Source organism: Pseudomonas sp. RC3H12 (genome assembly GCF_018596375.1).
In the GTDB taxonomy this organism is placed as follows: Bacteria; Pseudomonadota; Gammaproteobacteria; order Pseudomonadales; family Pseudomonadaceae; genus Aquipseudomonas.
Window position 1 is genome coordinate 2,362,524 of record NZ_CP075595.1, and the last position, 15,893, is coordinate 2,378,416.

The following is a 15,893-nucleotide window of genomic DNA, read 5'->3' on the forward strand; positions in this document are numbered from 1 at the left end:
CTCAACCACGCAACTGCTTGAGCTTGCGATACAGCGTCGCCCGGCTGATACCCAGGGCCTCGGCCGCGGCCGAGACATTGCCCTGGTGCCGGGCCAGGGCAGCGCGGATCAGTTCCAGTTCGTTGTCGCGCAGGCTGCCGGACGGCGCCGCGCCGCTGGCCAGTTCATCGAGCAGGCAGTCGGTGAGGTGGTCGAGGGTCAGCACCTGCTCGCCCTCCTCGCGCATTGCCAGGGCGGTGCGCACCACCATTTCCAGCTGGCGGATGTTGCCCGGCCAGTCGAAGTTCTCCAGCAGCGCCACCAGCGCTGGGTCGAGGCTCACACTGCCGGCTCCGGACTTGTCCAGCAAACCTTGGATGATCGTTGCCAGGTCGTCGCGCTCGCGCAGTGCCGGCAGACGCAGGGACACGCCGTTGACCCGGTAGTAGAGGTCTTCGCGGAAGTGCTGGTCGGCAACCCGGCGCTTGAGGTCGCGATGGGTGGCGCAGATCAGCGCCACGTCGATGTCCTGCTCGTCGCCGGCGCCAAGGGGCGCCACGCGGCGCTCCTGCAGCACACGCAGCAGGCGCGCCTGCAGGGCCAGCGGCATGTCACCGATCTCGTCGAGGAACAGCGTGCCGCCATGGGCCTGCATCAGCCGCCCGACCATGCCGCCCCGGCGCGAGCCGGTGAAGGCGCCGTCGCGGTAGCCGAACAGCTCGGACTCGATCAGCCCCTCGGGAATCGCCGCGCAGTTGACCGCCACGAATGGCTTGTCGGCACGCGGACCGGCCTGGTGCAGGGCACGGGCAACCACCTCCTTGCCAGTGCCGGTTTCACCCAGCAGCAGGACCGGCAACCCGTTTGCCAAGCCCTGGCGGGCCATGCGCAAGGCACGCGCCAGACGCGCATCGCCACCGGCCAGCGCTTCCAGTGCCTGGGTCTTCGGCGGTGCTGGTTTGGCGATCGCGGACGGGCCACTGACGCGACCATGCCGCGGCAGTTGCAGCGCCCGGAAAAAGAACTCGCCCGCTGCCGTCTGCACGCTGCTGACGCCGCTCTGCCACAGGCGCGCGATAAACGCCGGCGAACGCTCGCCGAGCAGGTCACCGCAGCGTCGCCCGAGCAGCGCCTGGCGTGGCATCTGCAACAACTGGCAGGCATTGTCGTTGGCCGCCATCACCTCGCCTTCCAGGCTCAGCGCCAGCAGGCCCTGCCAGGCGCTGGCCAGGTATTGCGGGCGGCTATGGAAGGCCAGAACCAGATGCTCGGGATGGTAGAGCCCGAACAGCCGGCTCTCGATATTGCCGGCGGCGAGCAGCAACGTGGAAAGGCTATCCTGGGGCTGGGCCATGACGCCTTCACGGGTCACGTCGAGCACGCCTATCACGTCGCCACGCGGATCACGCAGGGGCACCGAGGTGCAGGAGAACGGGCTGAGCCGATCCAGGTAATGCTCGCCGCAGTTGATCAGGGTCGGCTGGCCCTCGACCACCGCCGTGCCGATGGCATTGGTGCCGCGCAGGGCCTCGCTCCAGCAACTACCAGGGTGCAGGTCGCGCAGGCCCTCGCGCTCGAGCACATGCTTCTGGCCGTCAATCGTCAGCACGTTGGCCTGGGAGTCACCGAGGATGACGATGCCGCTCTTGCCCTGGCGTTTGATCAGGTAGTCCAGCTCAGGGGTGGCCGCGTCGATCAGCAGGCGGTTGTGTTCCAGCAGCGTGTCCAGGTCCAGGCCGTGGCGAATACCAAGGCCGACCTGCTCGCCCTGCAGACAGTCCAGGCCATGGCCGAGGCTGCGCCGCCAGGAGGCGTCGATCTCGTCGCGCAGCATGCCGCAGGGCAGTTCGCCTTCGCTGGCAAGCTTCAGGCGGACCAGGCGAGACTGCTGCAAGGGGTCGTTGGCGGTTGTTGTTGGAAGTTGTCGCGCCATTGCGTGCTCCTGGTGTGCCCCGCTCAGGCGGGGCAACGGGCATCGGATTTTTCGGCAGTGTGCGTCAGAATTGGTTGGCAGTCATCAGCTACAACAGAGACCGAGCCTCACCCCATTCCCCAATGCTGGGGCCACCCGCCCACCATGGATACCTCGCCAGACCTTTGCCTGGACGCTGAAACCCTCGTCGCAAAGGCCCTGGACGCCCCTCTGCAAAACCTGGCACAACAGTTGCCGATCCCTCCCCAGACGCCCCAACCCATGGGCCCGTTTGCAGGAGGAAGCAACTCATGCACCGACCGACACCCCACCCGCTGGCCGTGGCGATCTTCGCCGGCCTGCTCCAGCTTCCGGCCCAGGCTGCGCTGTATGCGGTCGATACCGGCCCCTATACCCTGCCCACCGGTAAGTTCCCCGCCTGGTACCAGGACAGCCATGGCCGGGTGCTCGACCTGTGCCTGACCAAGGCAGTGAGCTCCAGGGTCGCCGGTGCTCCCGGCGCGCCCTCGTACATGTGCACGCTGCTGCCCACACCCGGCGTGTTCGACGACACCCAGCCGATCGTCTTCCCCAGCAACTTCCCCGACGAAGCGTTCTGGTTCACCGCCGACGCCGCCATCGTCGATGCCGCCCGCGGCATCGATCTGACCTATGTATCGGCGATCGAGGCCGCCTTCAGCGCCGAGGAGCCGGTGGATGGCGACCAGGTCAGCTTCGCCCGGGTGCGCATCCGCGTCGATGTGCCGGTGGCCGGTACCTACACCATCACTCACCCTTACGGTGTCGATGTGTTCGAGGTGGCGGCCGGCGGGCGCCGGGCGATCAACATGACCCGCGACATCGGCATCGGCTCGCCAGGCGACTACAGCGGCGCGCTCAGGGGCGACATCGGGCCGTTCCTGCGCAGCGTCAACGGCCCCTATACCGAAACCAACCCAGGCACCGGTGCCAGCGAACGCTTCATCGGCGACCCGAACCTGGAGGAGCCGGTCACCGGCAGCCCGTTCAACACCAACTACGTGCGCATCGAAGGGCCCAACGGTATCGACCTGCGTACCGAGCTGTTCGCCATCTCCGGCAAGCTGTCCACGGTCAACCGCCCAACGCCGCTGATCCCGCTGCGCAGCACCTATTCGCGGCACACCGTGAATGGCGACCTGCGCGCCCAGCAGGATGTGTTCGTGATGGCGCCGCCGGCGCCCGCCACGGTCACCCTGACCAGCCAGACCCCCACCCTGGCCCTCGGCGAGGCCAACGGCACCGGTGCCTGGTACGCCCAGTCGCCACTCAACCCGACCCTGCCGCTGACCTTGCAGGTGACCGCCGACAACAGCCTGGCCATCGCCACCAGCACCCCGACCAGCGCACCGATGCCGCTGACCGACCTGGTGACCATCAGCCGCGCCGAATACAGCCTGGGCAGTGGCCAGCTGACCCTGGTGGCCAGCAGCAGCGACGAGACCAGCCCGCCGGCCCTCACCGCCCGCACCGGCAACGGTGCGTTGATCGGCAGCCTGAGCGGCAACGGCGCGGTCAAGACCCTGACCACCGGGCTCTCGCCGATCCCGCCAGCGACGGTGCAGGTCACCAGCGCCCATGGCGGCAGCGACAGCGAAGACGTGGTGCTGGTGCCATGAACAGGACACGCCTTCAAGGAGGCAGCATGAATACTTGGTCGCGTCGCGCACTCTGCGCCGCCGGTTTCACCCTCACCCTCAGCAGCGCGGCCTGGGCCGCGCTGTCGGAGGTCGATCCCGGCCCCTACACCTTCGCCACCGGGGGTTACCCCATGTGGTACAAGGACGCCAACAACCTCGCCCTGGAGCTGTGCCAGTCGCGCGCCACCAGCACCCGGTCACCGGGCGGCCCGGGCGCTCCGGCCTACATGTGCACCCTGCTGCCCGAGCCCGGGATCTATGACGATGCCCTGCCGCTGGTGTTCCCGGACAACTGGCCACCGGAGATGTTCTGGTTCCTGGCCGAGACCGAGATACCCCAGGTAGGCAACAGTGGCTACGAGCTGGAGGTCTACGTTGCCGGCCTTGAGGCAGCCTTCGCCGCCGAGAATCCGGTCAATGGCGACCAGCAGAGCTTCGCTCGCATCCGCATCCGCGCCTCGGTGCCGAGCACCGGCACCTACACCATCACCCACCCCTATGGGGTCGAGACGGTCAACGTGACCACGGCGGGCCGGCGGGCGATCAACATCACCCGCGACATCGGCATCGGTGCCCCCGGCAACTTCAGCGGTGCGCTGAACGGCAACCTCGGCCCGTTCCTGCGCGGTGTCGGCGGCCCCTACACCGAGGTCAACCCGGACACCGGCGCCACCGAGACCTTCGTCGGCGACCCGAACATCACCGAGGCGGTGACCGGCAGCCCGAACAACACCAACTTCGTGCGCATCCAGGGCCCGGCGGGCACCATCCAGACCAACGTCTTCACCGTTTCCGGCAAGGTCCTCGACCAACGCCAGCAAACCCCGGCGACGCTGGAACGCGCCACCTACCAGCGCAACGCCGCGGGCACCCGCGTCGAAGTCTTCGCCAAGGCGCCGAACAGCGCCAGCCTGTGCCTGCGCAACGGCCTGGCGCTGGTCGGCTCGCCGCCTTCGCCCTGCCAGTTCAGCATGCTCGCCGACAACAACGGGTTGTTCTTCAACCAGCAACTGAGCCAGGCAGTGCCACCGTCGGTGGTGGTGGTCACCGCCAGCAGCCCGGCCGGCACCACGCGCCCGACATCGCTGTCGAGCAAGCTCAGCGATGTGGTCAAGGTGGGTACGGCACGCTATGACTGGAGCGCCAAGCGGTTGCTGGTCGAGGCCCGGTCCAGCGACGAAGTCGTGGTGCCGGATTTGCTGGTCCAGGGCTTCGGACGGATGTCCAAGTCCGGTGTCCAGCAAAGCCTCACGGTCAACGACCTGGCCCAGCCGCCTGCCAGCATCACGGTCAAGTCGGCACATGGCGGTGTCGACGTGGAACCGGTGGTGGTGGTCGGCAGCGCCCCGGTGCAGGCCGAGAACCAAGCCCCCGTGGCCCAGGCCGACAGCGGTAGCACCAGTGTCGGCATACCGATCACCCTCAACCTGCTGGCCAACGACAGCGACCCGGACGGCAACGTGCCGCTGAGCATCACCGACCTCACCCAGCCGGGCACCGGCCTGGGCGGCGTGCTGATGAACGGCACCACGGCGGTCACCTACACCCCACCGGCCGGGGCCACCTCGCCGCTGGTGGCGACCTTCAGCTACCGCGCGCAAGACGCCAAGGGCCTGAAGTCGCCGGTCACCATCGTGACCGTCAACGTCGCGCCGAACCGTCCACCAACCGCAGTGGCCGATAGCGCCGCCACCCTCGGCGTGCCACTGACCATCAACGCCCTGGCCAACGACACCGACCCGGAAGGCAACCTGCCACTGACCATCGCCAGCGTCACCCAGCCGACCCCGACCGGGCGCGGCACGGTGAGCACCGACGGCAACGTGATCACCTACACGCCACCGGCCACGGTCACTGCGGCGTTCACCACCAGCTTCACCTACGTCGCCCGTGACGCGATCGGCGCCACCTCGACGCCCGGCACAGTCACGGTGCAGGTATCGCCACGACCGGCCCAGGAGACCTTCGCGGTCACCGCGGCGACAGTCACGGCGCGCTCCAACAACCGCTTCAACTGGGACATCAGCGGAACGTCCTCGGTGACCACCGGTAACACCATCACGGTGCGGGTGACCACCACCAGCGGCGTGCAGACCCTGGGCACCACCACCGTACCGGTCACCGGCCGCTGGCGCCTGTCGGTGAGCAACAGCACGACGCTGGTGCCCACCGCCGCACCGACTGCCACGGTGACCAGCAGCCAGGGCAGCACGCGCACGGTCAACGTGGTGGTGCAGTAACCCCCGGGAGGATGCCATGAACGCCCTGTACCCGCTGCTGCTGTGCCTGGCCCTTACCGGCCAGGCTCTAGCCGACGACCTGATGGACAACGCCGACCTCGCCGCCGGCAGCGACCTGGGCGAGCCACTGGTGCTGCGCCTGCTGCCAAGCGGCGCCGGCCAGGTCGCGGTGATCGAGCAACTGGGCACCGGCAACCGCGCTGCCCTCGACCAGAACGGCCAGGCCCTGCTCGGCCGGATCGTCCAGGCCGGGGGCGCGCAGGAGGCTTACATCCTGCAGGAAGGCAGCGACCTGACGGCCGCGATCAGCCAGCAGGGCCAGGGTAACGACGCCACGATCCGCCAGAGTGGCAGCGGCAACAGCGCCGCCATCGAGCAGATCGGCAACCACAACAGCGCCACCATCGACCAGCGCGGCACGGGGCTCAACAGCGCCGTGACCCAGGCCGGCAACGGCCAGCAGGTCCACATCACCCAGTACCGCTAGGCCCTCATCGACAGATCTGGAGGCAATACCATGCACAAGCTCGCCCCTCTGAGCGCTGCCATCGTCCTGGCCCTTGCCGGCCAGGCCATGGCCGACGACAGCACTTCGACCCAGTCCCAACAGGGCAACCAGAACATCGCCGAGGTCAAGCAGACCCAGGCACCGTTCGCCTCGGCCACGCAGAACCAGGCTGGCCACGACCACAATCACATGGCGCTGCAGGACAGCAGCACCAGCCATATCCAGCAGAGCGCCACCGGCTCGTTCAACGCCGGCTACGCCGAGCAGTTGTTCGAGAACGGCAGCCAGATCACCCAGCAGTCCGGCGGCAGCCTCAACGACGCCTTCGCCAGCCAGTCGGTGGGCGAGAACAACGAAGCCCTGCAGGTCCAGCAAGGCAGCGGCAACCGTTCGGTCATCTGGCAGGACACCCAGTACGGCAGCCAGGCCACCACCTTGCAGTCCGGCCATGGCAACGACGCCACGGTGGAGCAGCTGTTCGGCGGCAGCAACAACAAGAGCGTTATCATGCAGGGTGGCAGCGACAACCAGGCCGCCGCCGAGCACATGACCCACCAGGACGGCGATATCGCCATCTACCAGGAAGGCCGGCAGAACTGGGCCTACGGTGACCAGCGCGACGGCCTGGGCGGCACCATCGGCATCAACCAGTACGGCACCGGCAACTCGGTGGAGGTGTGGCAGGACAACCAGGCCGCCAGCCAAGCCAATGTCTACCAGAACGGCCAGAGCAACGAAGGCTACATCGACCAGAGTTTCGGCCAGGCCAACAGCGCAGGTCTCAGCCAGACCGGCCGTGGCAACGCCAGCTGGTCGGACCAGTTCGAGACCAACCAGGCGGTGACCAGCATTTCCCAGACGGGCAACAACAACCTGCACTTCACCTACCAGACCGGCGACAACCACAGCCTGACCATCAGCACGGTGGGCAACGCCAACAAGATCATGGCCAGCAACTGGAAGGGCGAGAAGTCTGGCGGGCAATTCGGTGTCGGCCAGCAGGCGCAGATCAACCAGGCGGGCAATGGCAACGGGGTCAACCTCACCCAGGAAGGCAACAGCCAGATCGCCCGGCTGAATCAGGATGGCAACCGCAACCAGATGGAGACCCGCCAGGCCGACAGCAACAACGAGCTGTACTTCGAGCAGAACGGCAGCGACAACCTGCTCATCGCCGACCAGCGCGGCACCGCCAACTACGCCGAGGGCCTGGCTGCGGGCAATGGCGGCAGTATCACCCTCGAGCAGTCGGGTAGTGGCAACCAGAGCTACACCTATCAGCTGTATGGCAGTGGCAACGAGGCGACCATCAAGCAGACCGATGGGGTCAACCTCGCCTACGTGACCCAGGGGGGTAATGGGAACCAGGCGTTTGTCGACCAGAGTGGGGCTAGTCAGACGGCCACTGTTACGCAGTTCGGGAATGCCAATATGGCGACTGTTACCCAGCAGTGACGGGGTTTCCCCTTGGACCGTGGCGTTGGTTCTCCCCTGGCGCTGCGGTTCCTTTTTTTCCTTGGGTTGGGTTCGGGTTCGGGTTCGGGGCGATTGTTTTGTTTTTTGTGGGCGCATTCGTAGAAGATGCCGACATTTAGTCACCCTTTCGCCTTTACGGCGACCTACTTTTGTCTTGACAAAAGTAGGCAAAACCGTTCGGCTCCGTTCATACGGCCCCTACGCTTCGCTCCGGGGTTCCCTCGCTCCGTTCTTGCTCCCGTGGGTACCGCGCTGTACGCCCCATCCTGGGGCGCAGCGCTCGACGGCCATCCATGGCCGTCGCCCCACTACGCAAGAACTCCACTCGGCCTCCTGAAGTCGCAATTGGTGGCGCCTGAACTACCGCGCGCTTAGAAGCAAGATCAAGAGCAGATCAAGAACAGATCAAGAACAGATCAAGAACAGATCAAGAACAGATCAAGAACAGATCAAGAACAGATCAAGAACAGATCAAGAACAGATCAAGAACAGATCAAGAACAGATCAAGAACAGATCAAGAACAGAGCTTTTGGTTTTTCAGTGGATGTTATGTTGTTTTTCATTACGCCATCGCGGGGCAATCCCGCTCCCACGTTGAATAACGTAGTCAAACTATCGTGGGAGCGGGCTTGCCCCGAGATGTTGATCTAGAGTTCCCACGATGGCAACTAGCGACTAGCTGCGTTAGTGCAGGCGCCGCCCGTAACTTCGCGACTTCAGGAGGCCGAACGCAGGTCTTGCGGAGGGAGGTGACGGGCATGGATGCCCGTCAAGCGCTGCGCCCCAGGATGGGGCGTTCAGCGCGGTCCTCCCGGGAGCAAGGCCGGAGTGAGGGAACCCGGAGCGAAGCGGAGGGCCGGATAAATGGAGCGATGTACGGATCACCCACATGGGTTACACAAAAGTTCACTCACATAGGTGACAACACCTTGAGTGTTACATAACCATCAGTGGCATCCCGCACATCGATTCTGCCAAGGATGATGGGACCGAAAATAACATCCCAGACGCCATCCCCAACCTGCTCCAGTCCAATGGTCTGGTGCTTGAGCACATAACCTACGTAGATCCTCAAGCCCCGGCGATTGATGATGCCGGAGCTATCAGCCGGCAAGCTCTCGATATGACTGGGATAGGTCATTTCGGGGAGCTTTTCAGGGAATGGGCGTGGAGATGGCTGGTAGCAAGACGCCGGTGTTTTCTGCTTCAGCGCTTCATGCAAGCGCTCGTGATTGTAGTGCTGCCGAAAGCGATCAAAGTGCCGTTGTTGAGCCTCCCAGGCCACTGCCGGCGGCGATGGGAGCGTGCTTTTGAGCGTTCGATGCATGCGCTCGTGGCGGCCATTCTGTTCAGGCCGACCAGGCGCAATGCGCTCGGGAATGATGCCTAGACGCAGCCACCAGATCGACAGCTGAGAAAGTCCCGCACGCCCCTTACTGGCAAACGGCACACCGTTATCGGTACGAATCCGCTCAGGCAAGCCATTCTCTCGGAACACTTGGGTGAAAACGGCCTGGGTTTCCAGCAGGTTGGTATTGGGCATGCTGTGACAGGCGAGGAGGAAACGACTGGCGTGATCCATGATCGTCAGCGGATAGCACCAGACGCCTGCACCTGTCAGAAATTGACCTTTGTAGTCCGCACTGAACAGCTGGTTAGGCGACTCGGCCTTCTCCAGTGGCTTGGGATAGACCGCTACACGCTGACGTAAGCGGCGTGGTTTGACCAATTCGGCTTTCTTGAGGATGTTGTAGATCGCTGTCTTCGAGGGCGGCGCCTGATCAGGGAAACGCTCCTGCAGCGCAGCCTGGATCTTTTTCGGCCCCGGTTCCGTTTCGCCTCGACTGCGCAATTCGATGATGGCTTCGCGAACTGCGGCGGGTACGACCCAATCTTGGTTCAACCGGCGGCGGCTGCGTTCTTCCAGCCCCGAAGGCCCCTCTTTCTCATATCGCTCGACCCATTTGTAGCCGGTCTTTCGGCTGATCTCGTAGGCCTGGCACAGGGCACTGAAGCTGGGCGGCCCCTGCAGGTAATCCGCGATGAAAAGCATTTTAAGGTCCATAGGTTTCAGCTCTCGCCAAGGCATGGTCAGATCCTCGAAAACCGACCCTGCCAGTTAAAGACTGTTACCTATGTGCGTGAACTGATTTGTAACCCATGTGGGTGAGTCATACCGCGAGGATTTTTTGGTTCCTTTTTGATCCTTCAAAAAGGGACCCGCCGTAAGGGCGGAAAGGTGAGTAAGCGTCGACATCGCAAATGAATGCGTATACAACTTTCAAAACCATAACTACAACCACAACTACAACTACAACTACAACTACAACTACAACTACAACTACAACTACAGCCCTCAGATCAAAGCCCCCCACCGCCCCGCCAAAAACAAATAATCAACCCAGAACACCTGATGCACCAGAACAATCCCCCAGCACACAACCTGATAGGAAACCTTCCGAGTCTTGTGCCGAAACACCTGCTGCGCCAGCAAAGCCCCCGGCCAGCCCCCCAGCAGCTCGCTGGCATGCAGCACCTTTTCCGGCGTACGCCAGGCCTGAGTCCGCGCCTGCTGCTTGTCCTGCCAGTACAACAACAGGCTGACCAGACTCACCACCGGATACATCGCCAACGGCAACCAACTCCCGCCACTCAACCCCATCCGCAGGCCGCCGAGCACCGGCAACAGGCACAGCACCGCAAGTACCAGCCCCTTCAGGCGCGCATTGCGCACGCCTTCCTCGCGTCGGGGCGCACGCTGCGTACGAGCCCTCTCAACCATGCGCCGTCGACCAATCGACCCAGCCAAACTCCCAGGTCGCCAGGATCAGCAGGCCAAAGGCGATGCGATACCAGGCAAACACCGCATAGCTGTGGTTGGCGATGAACTTGAGCAGCCCGCGCACGGCGATCATGGCAAAGATGAACGACACCACGAAACCGATGGCGAACACCGGAAAATCGCCCGGCTGGAACAAATCACGGTACTTGTACCCCGAATACACCGCCGCGCCGACCATGGTGGGCATGGCCAGGAAGAACGAAAACTCGGTCGCCGCCTTGCGCGAGAGGCCGAACAGCAAGCCACCGATAATGGTCGATCCCGAGCGCGAGGTGCCCGGAATCATCGCCAGGCACTGCACCAGGCCGATCTTCAGCGCGTGAGTCCAGCGCATGTCGTCGACATGGTCGACCTCCACCCGGTGCTGGCGACGCTCGGCCCACAGCATGATCACCCCACCCACCACCAGCGCGGCGGCAACGGTAATAGGGTTGAACAGGTACTCATGGATCAGGTCGGCGAACAACACGCCCAGGATCACTGCGGGAATGAAAGCGATCAGCAGGTTGGCGGTGAAGCGTCGCGCCGGCACCTGCGTGGGCAAGCCCAGTACCACGTCGAAGATCTTGCGCCGGAACTCCCACACCACCGCCAGGATGGCACCCAACTGGATGATGATGTTGAACGCCATGGCGCGTTCGCCACCGAAGTTGATCAGGTCGGCGACGATGATCTGGTGCCCGGTGCTCGAAATGGGCAGGAACTCCGTCAGCCCCTCTACCACGCCCAGGATGATCGCCTGCAAGGCACTCCACAAATCCATCTTTCCCCCAAATGCGACGCTGCGCGTGGCAGGCCGCTTGTTTTGATTGACACAATTGAGACCGCACGCGGCGCGTGCTTTTTACAGCGCAAGCGCTATCAAAGCCAGCTGAAATGCCCAGCCGCCTAAAGGTTTCATCTGGCGCGGCCGAAATCCTAGCAGAGCCTATGTTTCAAGGCTTGCGTTACCTGCAACTGAGGATGTCAAGAACGACGCATTAGCCGTTGGTCGAGTGGGGGCCCGCGACAAAGCATGCTTGGATGCCCTGGATAAAAAGAAAAAGACTGGAGTAACGCATCATGAAGACCCTGAGGTCGATGTCGATCAGCCGCCGCCTGTGGCTGATCCTGCTGGTGGCCGTGGCCATGCTGCTGGTGCTGGGCCTGCTGATGCTGCGCCAGCTCCATGGCGACCTGTACCAGGCAAAGGCCGAGAAGACCCGCCACGTGGTACAGACCGCCGCCGGCGTGCTGGCCCATTACCAAGGCCTGGAGGCTGCCGGCACACTGACCCGCGAGGCCGCACAGCAGCAGGCCCTGCAAGTGGTGCGCGGGCTGCGCTATGACCAGAACGACTATTTCTGGATCAACGACCTGCAACCGAAGATGGTCATGCACCCGGCCAACCCAAAGCTCGATGGCCAGGACCTCTCCGCCATCCGTGACCCCGACGGTTTCGCCGTCTTCAACGAGATGGTCGCCCTGGCCCGCAGCCAGGGCGCGGGGCCAGTCGACTATCGCTGGCCCAAGCCCGGCGCCAGTGAGCCGGTGGCGAAAACCTCGTATATACAGCTGTTCAAGCCCTGGGGCTGGATCATCGGTTCGGGGGTCTACATCGACGACGTGCAGGCCGAGTTCGCCAGGCAGTTGCGCGACGCCTCGCTGCTGGGCCTGGGCATCGCCCTGCTGATGGCCCTGCTGGTGATGCTGATCGCCCGCAGCATCGCCCGGCCACTGCAGGAGGCCGTGCAGGCCATGGGCAACATCGCCAGCGGCGAAAGCGACCTGACCCGGCGCCTGGACACCCATGGCCACGACGAGATCACCCAGCTGGGTGAGCACTTTAACCGCTTCAATGGCAAGTTGCAGGGCGTGATCGGTCAATTGCAGGGGGCGGCCCATGCCCTGGCCGAGTCGGCCGGCCATGTGGGTGACAACGCAGGCTCCGCCCAGGCCCGTAGCGCCCAGCAATCATTGCAGATGGACCAGGTCGCCACCGCCGTCAACGAAGTCACCTACGCGGTGCACGACGTGGCCAAGCACGCCGAGCAGGCCTCCAGCGAAATGCGCAATGCCCAGGCCCAGGTCGGCCACGGCCAGCAGGCGATCCACGGTAGCCTGCAGCAGATCGACCGGCTTTCGGCGACCATCGACCAGGCGGTACAGGTGATCCGCGAACTGGCCAGCCACAGCACGAAGATCGGCGGCGTGCTCGAGGTCATCCGCTCGATCGCCGAGCAGACCAACCTGCTTGCCCTCAACGCCGCCATCGAGGCCGCCCGCGCCGGTGAGCAGGGGCGCGGCTTCGCCGTGGTCGCCGACGAGGTGCGCCTGCTGGCCCAGCGCTCCGCCCAGTCGACCGCCGAGATCCAGACCATGATCGAGCACCTGCAGGGGCAGTCCGAAGCCGCGGTGCGGGCCATCGATACCAGCAGCGAAGCCTCGCGCCAGACCGTCGAGCAGGCCCGCGAGGCTGGCAGCAGCCTGGACGCCATCAACCATGCGCTGGGCAACCTGGGGGCGCTGAATGCCTCGATCGCCAGCGCCACCCTGCAGCAGTCGCATGTGGTCGAGGAAATCAACCGCAACGTCACCGAAACCGCCGACTTGTCGCAACAGACCGCCGAGGCCGCCCGCCAGTCCAGCGACGCTGGCGCGGCGCTTGGCCGCTTGAGCGAGGAGCTGGAGCAGTTGCTGCGCCAGTTCAAGGTCTAGCAGGGCCTGGCAACGGGCAGCCCGGATGCTGCCCACCGCTTGAAGGGTGGCGCACGAAGCGGTTAGCATCGCGGCCTCTCTCCGCCCAAGGATCGCCGATGTCCGGCCTCGAACTCTTCGCCGCCGCGCTCGGCGTCATCGCCGTCTGGCTCACCGTCAAGCAGAACCCCTGGTGCTGGCCGATCGGGCTGGTGATGGTGGTGCTGTACAGCTGGATCTTCTACGAGGTCAAGCTGTACTCGGACATGCTCCTGCAACTGGTCTACGCTGTGCTGCAACTGTACGGCTGGTGGCAATGGACCCGGCCGGACCGGGTCGAGGACGCCCGCCAGGTAACCAGCCTGGCACCGATGACGATGTTCAAGGGCCTGGCGATCGGCCTGCTGGCCAGCCTGCTGCTGGGCGCCGCCATGGCCCACTGGACGGACGCTGCCCAGCCCTGGCTGGACGCAGCACTCACCGGTTTCAGCCTGGTGGCCCAGCTGTGGATGGCACAGAAGCGCCTGCAGTGCTGGGCGCTATGGGTGGTGGTGGATGTGGTCTTCGTCGGCCTGTTCCTCTACAAGGGCCTCTACCTCACCGCCGCGCTGTATGCCCTGTTCACCTTGATCGCCGTGCGCGGCTGGCTGGAGTGGCGCCGCGACCCGGCGCTGGCCAGCGCATGAAGGTCCTGGTGCTGTGCGGCCCGGAGTCCAGTGGCAAGAGCTGGCTGAGCGGCGAGATCCAGGCGCATTTCGGTGGCGTGCTGGTCGGAGAGTATGTCCGCCATTTCATGGAGCGCGAGCAGCGCGATACCTGCTACGCCGATATCCCCACCATCGCCCGTGGCCAACTCGCCTGGGAAGACCAGGGCCGGGCGCAGGCACCGGAATTGCTGATCCTCGACACCCACCTGCTGAGCAATATCCTGTGGAGCCGGGCACTGTTCGGTGATTGCCCTGAGTGGCTGGAACAGGCCATTCAGGCGCGCCATTACGACCTGCACCTGCTGCTGCGCCCCGAGGGCGTCGAATGGGTCGGGGACGGGCTGCGCTGTCAGCCACGGCTGGAAGAGCGCCAGGTGTTCTTCGACGACAGCCTGGCCTGGTTGCAACGCCACCGGCAGAACGTGCAGGTGATTGACGGCGACTGGTCGCAACGCAGCGCCACGGTGTTGAGCGTTGTACAGCGCCTGCTGGACGGCAAGTCCCCCACCTGCCCCACCGAATGTTAAGCCGCTGATACACCCTGTGGGGCCATGCCCCCCGGATTTGCGCGCATTGCGCCAGATCCGGGGGTAGTGTCACGCCCGTGAAACACCCTCGACGAAAACCCGTCAGCGCCCGACTTCAATGGGCCCGACGGCTCATGGGGCGACTCTCTGTCTCAGCACTGATACACCAATCCATTGACGCACCAGCTCCAGCCCCACAACTGACTGATTCGAAAGCAATAACAAAAACCGGCACAGCTTCTGCTCTCCTTCTGGCAACGCGGCCCAGGCCCAACACGCCGAAGAAGGAATTGCCATCGTGGGGAAACTTGATAAAGGCAACGTCTGTCGTCTCCTGCTGATCGGATGCGCACTGGGTTCCAGCTTCAGTCTGCCAGCCCAGGCCGATAACGGGCTCGTCATCATTACCCGTGATGTGCAACCGCGCATCGCCACCCGTGCCCCGCTTGTGCCCGACCCCAACCCTGTCACCGTCAATACCAACCCGTCCGCGCACATACTCAAGCAGACCAACGAACTGAGCGACGGCGACTTCGCCAGTATCAGCAGCGGCGCAGGCATCAATACGCTGATCACCCAACAGACCAACAACATCGGGGCCAACATCGGCACCCAGACGCAACTGCCGAACATTGCCGGTGGGCGAGCCTCAGGCTCTGGCAATGGCATTGCCAACATGGTCAATTCGAACGTCCAGCAAGGTCTGGGCGCCCTGAAGATCCTCAGCGGGGGTCAGTGACATGAAGCATACGCTGCTGATCCTGGCCACGTTATGCAGTGCACCGGCCTTTGCCCAATCCCCCGTGATCAACAACGCCACCATCGACAGTTCAGGCGCACAGTACCAAGGCAACCTGGGCGTCAACCAGGCGGCCGGGGACCAACAACAGCAGGTCAACGCCCGGGCTATCGCCATCGGCCATGACGCCAACGCCAGCACCCAGATCCGCCAACGCTTGCGCACGCCTGTCGACCCCTCGATAGATGCTCGGTCCAGCATCCAGGGCGACGCCTTCAGCCACGGCAACGGCGTACTGGGCGTGAACCAGAGCGCCGGCGCCAGCAACCAGCAAGCCAACGCACTGCGCATCAGCGTCAGTGCCCAACCGCAAAGCATCGACGACAGCGTCCTTCTGCAACAGAACGTGGCGCTGATCAACAGCTCGGACTCAACTGCCCAGACACCCGGCCATCGCCAGGTCAGCACCAGCGACCAGGCATTCACCGGTAGCCGTGGCGTGGTGCAGTTGAATCAGAGTGCAGGGGTGGGAAACCGAACGGCCAACACCCTGAGCATCCGGGTCGCAGATTGACCCAAACAGGTAACAACAACACTTAACCTAAAA

13 protein-coding genes and 1 pseudogene are annotated in these 15,893 nt (G+C 64.2%); 10 read left to right on the plus strand and 4 right to left on the minus strand.

Features of this window, described 5'->3' with window-relative positions; genetic code table 11:
* Window position 1 precedes the first annotated feature (1 nt).
* Window positions 2–1,912, minus strand: a complete 1,911-nt coding sequence (locus KHO27_RS10765; protein WP_214501781.1) for a sigma-54-dependent Fis family transcriptional regulator — start codon at window positions 1,910–1,912, stop codon at window positions 2–4.
* 290 nt (window positions 1,913–2,202) lie between these two features.
* Here KHO27_RS10765 and KHO27_RS10770 point away from each other — a divergent pair, with 290 nt between their 5' ends.
* From KHO27_RS10770 to KHO27_RS10785, 4 genes are read left to right on the plus strand one after another with little or no spacing between them, the layout of a single operon-like run.
* On the plus strand, window positions 2,203–3,549 hold the full coding sequence (locus KHO27_RS10770) for a hypothetical protein (RefSeq protein WP_111533229.1): 1,347 nt from the start codon (window positions 2,203–2,205) through the stop codon (window positions 3,547–3,549).
* Between the two features lie 26 nt (window positions 3,550–3,575).
* The gene (locus KHO27_RS10775) at window positions 3,576–5,810 is read left to right on the plus strand and encodes an Ig-like domain-containing protein (protein ID WP_214501782.1); all 2,235 of its coding nucleotides are present in this window, start codon (window positions 3,576–3,578) and stop codon (window positions 5,808–5,810) included.
* Window positions 5,811–5,826: 16 nt separating this feature from the next.
* Entirely contained in the window at window positions 5,827–6,297 is a 471-nt protein-coding gene (locus KHO27_RS10780; RefSeq protein ID WP_110703969.1) for a curlin, read from the plus strand.
* Between the two features lie 30 nt (window positions 6,298–6,327).
* Window positions 6,328–7,773: a curlin gene (locus tag KHO27_RS10785; protein WP_111533228.1), complete on the plus strand. Its 1,446-nt coding sequence runs from the start codon at window positions 6,328–6,330 to the stop codon at window positions 7,771–7,773.
* Window positions 7,774–8,705: 932 nt separating this feature from the next.
* Here KHO27_RS10785 and KHO27_RS10790 read toward each other — a convergent pair.
* The 3 genes from KHO27_RS10790 to KHO27_RS10800 all read right to left on the minus strand — a co-directional run bounded on the left by KHO27_RS10790 (window position 8,706) and on the right by KHO27_RS10800 (window position 11,400).
* A complete protein-coding gene (locus KHO27_RS10790; protein ID WP_165678491.1) occupies window positions 8,706–9,884 on the minus strand; it encodes an integrase core domain-containing protein in 1,179 nt (392 codons plus the stop codon).
* Between the two features lie 267 nt (window positions 9,885–10,151).
* Complete coding sequence (locus KHO27_RS10795; RefSeq protein ID WP_110702152.1) at window positions 10,152–10,577, minus strand: DUF1294 domain-containing protein; 426 nt, start codon at window positions 10,575–10,577, stop codon at window positions 10,152–10,154.
* On the minus strand, window positions 10,570–11,400 hold the full coding sequence (locus KHO27_RS10800) for an undecaprenyl-diphosphate phosphatase (RefSeq protein ID WP_102682459.1): 831 nt from the start codon (window positions 11,398–11,400) through the stop codon (window positions 10,570–10,572). The genes KHO27_RS10795 and KHO27_RS10800 overlap by 8 nt, the downstream gene beginning before the upstream one ends.
* Window positions 11,401–11,789: 389 nt before the next feature.
* Between KHO27_RS10800 and KHO27_RS26555 the strand changes: the two are divergent.
* The 6 genes and pseudogenes from KHO27_RS26555 to fapB form a co-directional block, all read left to right on the plus strand.
* Window positions 11,790–12,461 (plus strand): annotated as a pseudogene (locus KHO27_RS26555) (cache domain-containing protein); the annotation flags it as partial.
* Between the two features lie 138 nt (window positions 12,462–12,599).
* Window positions 12,600–13,334: a methyl-accepting chemotaxis protein gene (locus KHO27_RS26560; RefSeq protein WP_371918114.1), complete on the plus strand. Its 735-nt coding sequence runs from the start codon at window positions 12,600–12,602 to the stop codon at window positions 13,332–13,334.
* A gap of 98 nt (window positions 13,335–13,432) precedes the next feature.
* The gene (gene pnuC / locus KHO27_RS10810) at window positions 13,433–13,999 is read left to right on the plus strand and encodes a nicotinamide riboside transporter PnuC (RefSeq protein ID WP_102682457.1); all 567 of its coding nucleotides are present in this window, start codon (window positions 13,433–13,435) and stop codon (window positions 13,997–13,999) included.
* Window positions 13,996–14,547 carry an AAA family ATPase gene (locus KHO27_RS10815; protein WP_110702156.1) on the plus strand — a complete coding sequence of 184 codons (552 nt, stop codon included), beginning with the start codon at window positions 13,996–13,998 and terminating at the stop codon, window positions 14,545–14,547. Before pnuC ends, KHO27_RS10815 begins: the two co-directional genes overlap by 4 nt.
* 298 nt (window positions 14,548–14,845) lie before the next feature.
* Entirely contained in the window at window positions 14,846–15,286 is a 441-nt protein-coding gene (gene fapA / locus KHO27_RS10820; protein ID WP_110702157.1) for a functional amyloid chaperone FapA, read from the plus strand.
* 1 nt (window position 15,287) lies between these two features.
* A complete protein-coding gene (gene fapB, locus KHO27_RS10825) occupies window positions 15,288–15,860 on the plus strand; it encodes a fibril amyloid subunit FapB (protein ID WP_110702159.1) in 573 nt (190 codons plus the stop codon).
* Window positions 15,861–15,893: the final 33 nt, after the last annotated feature.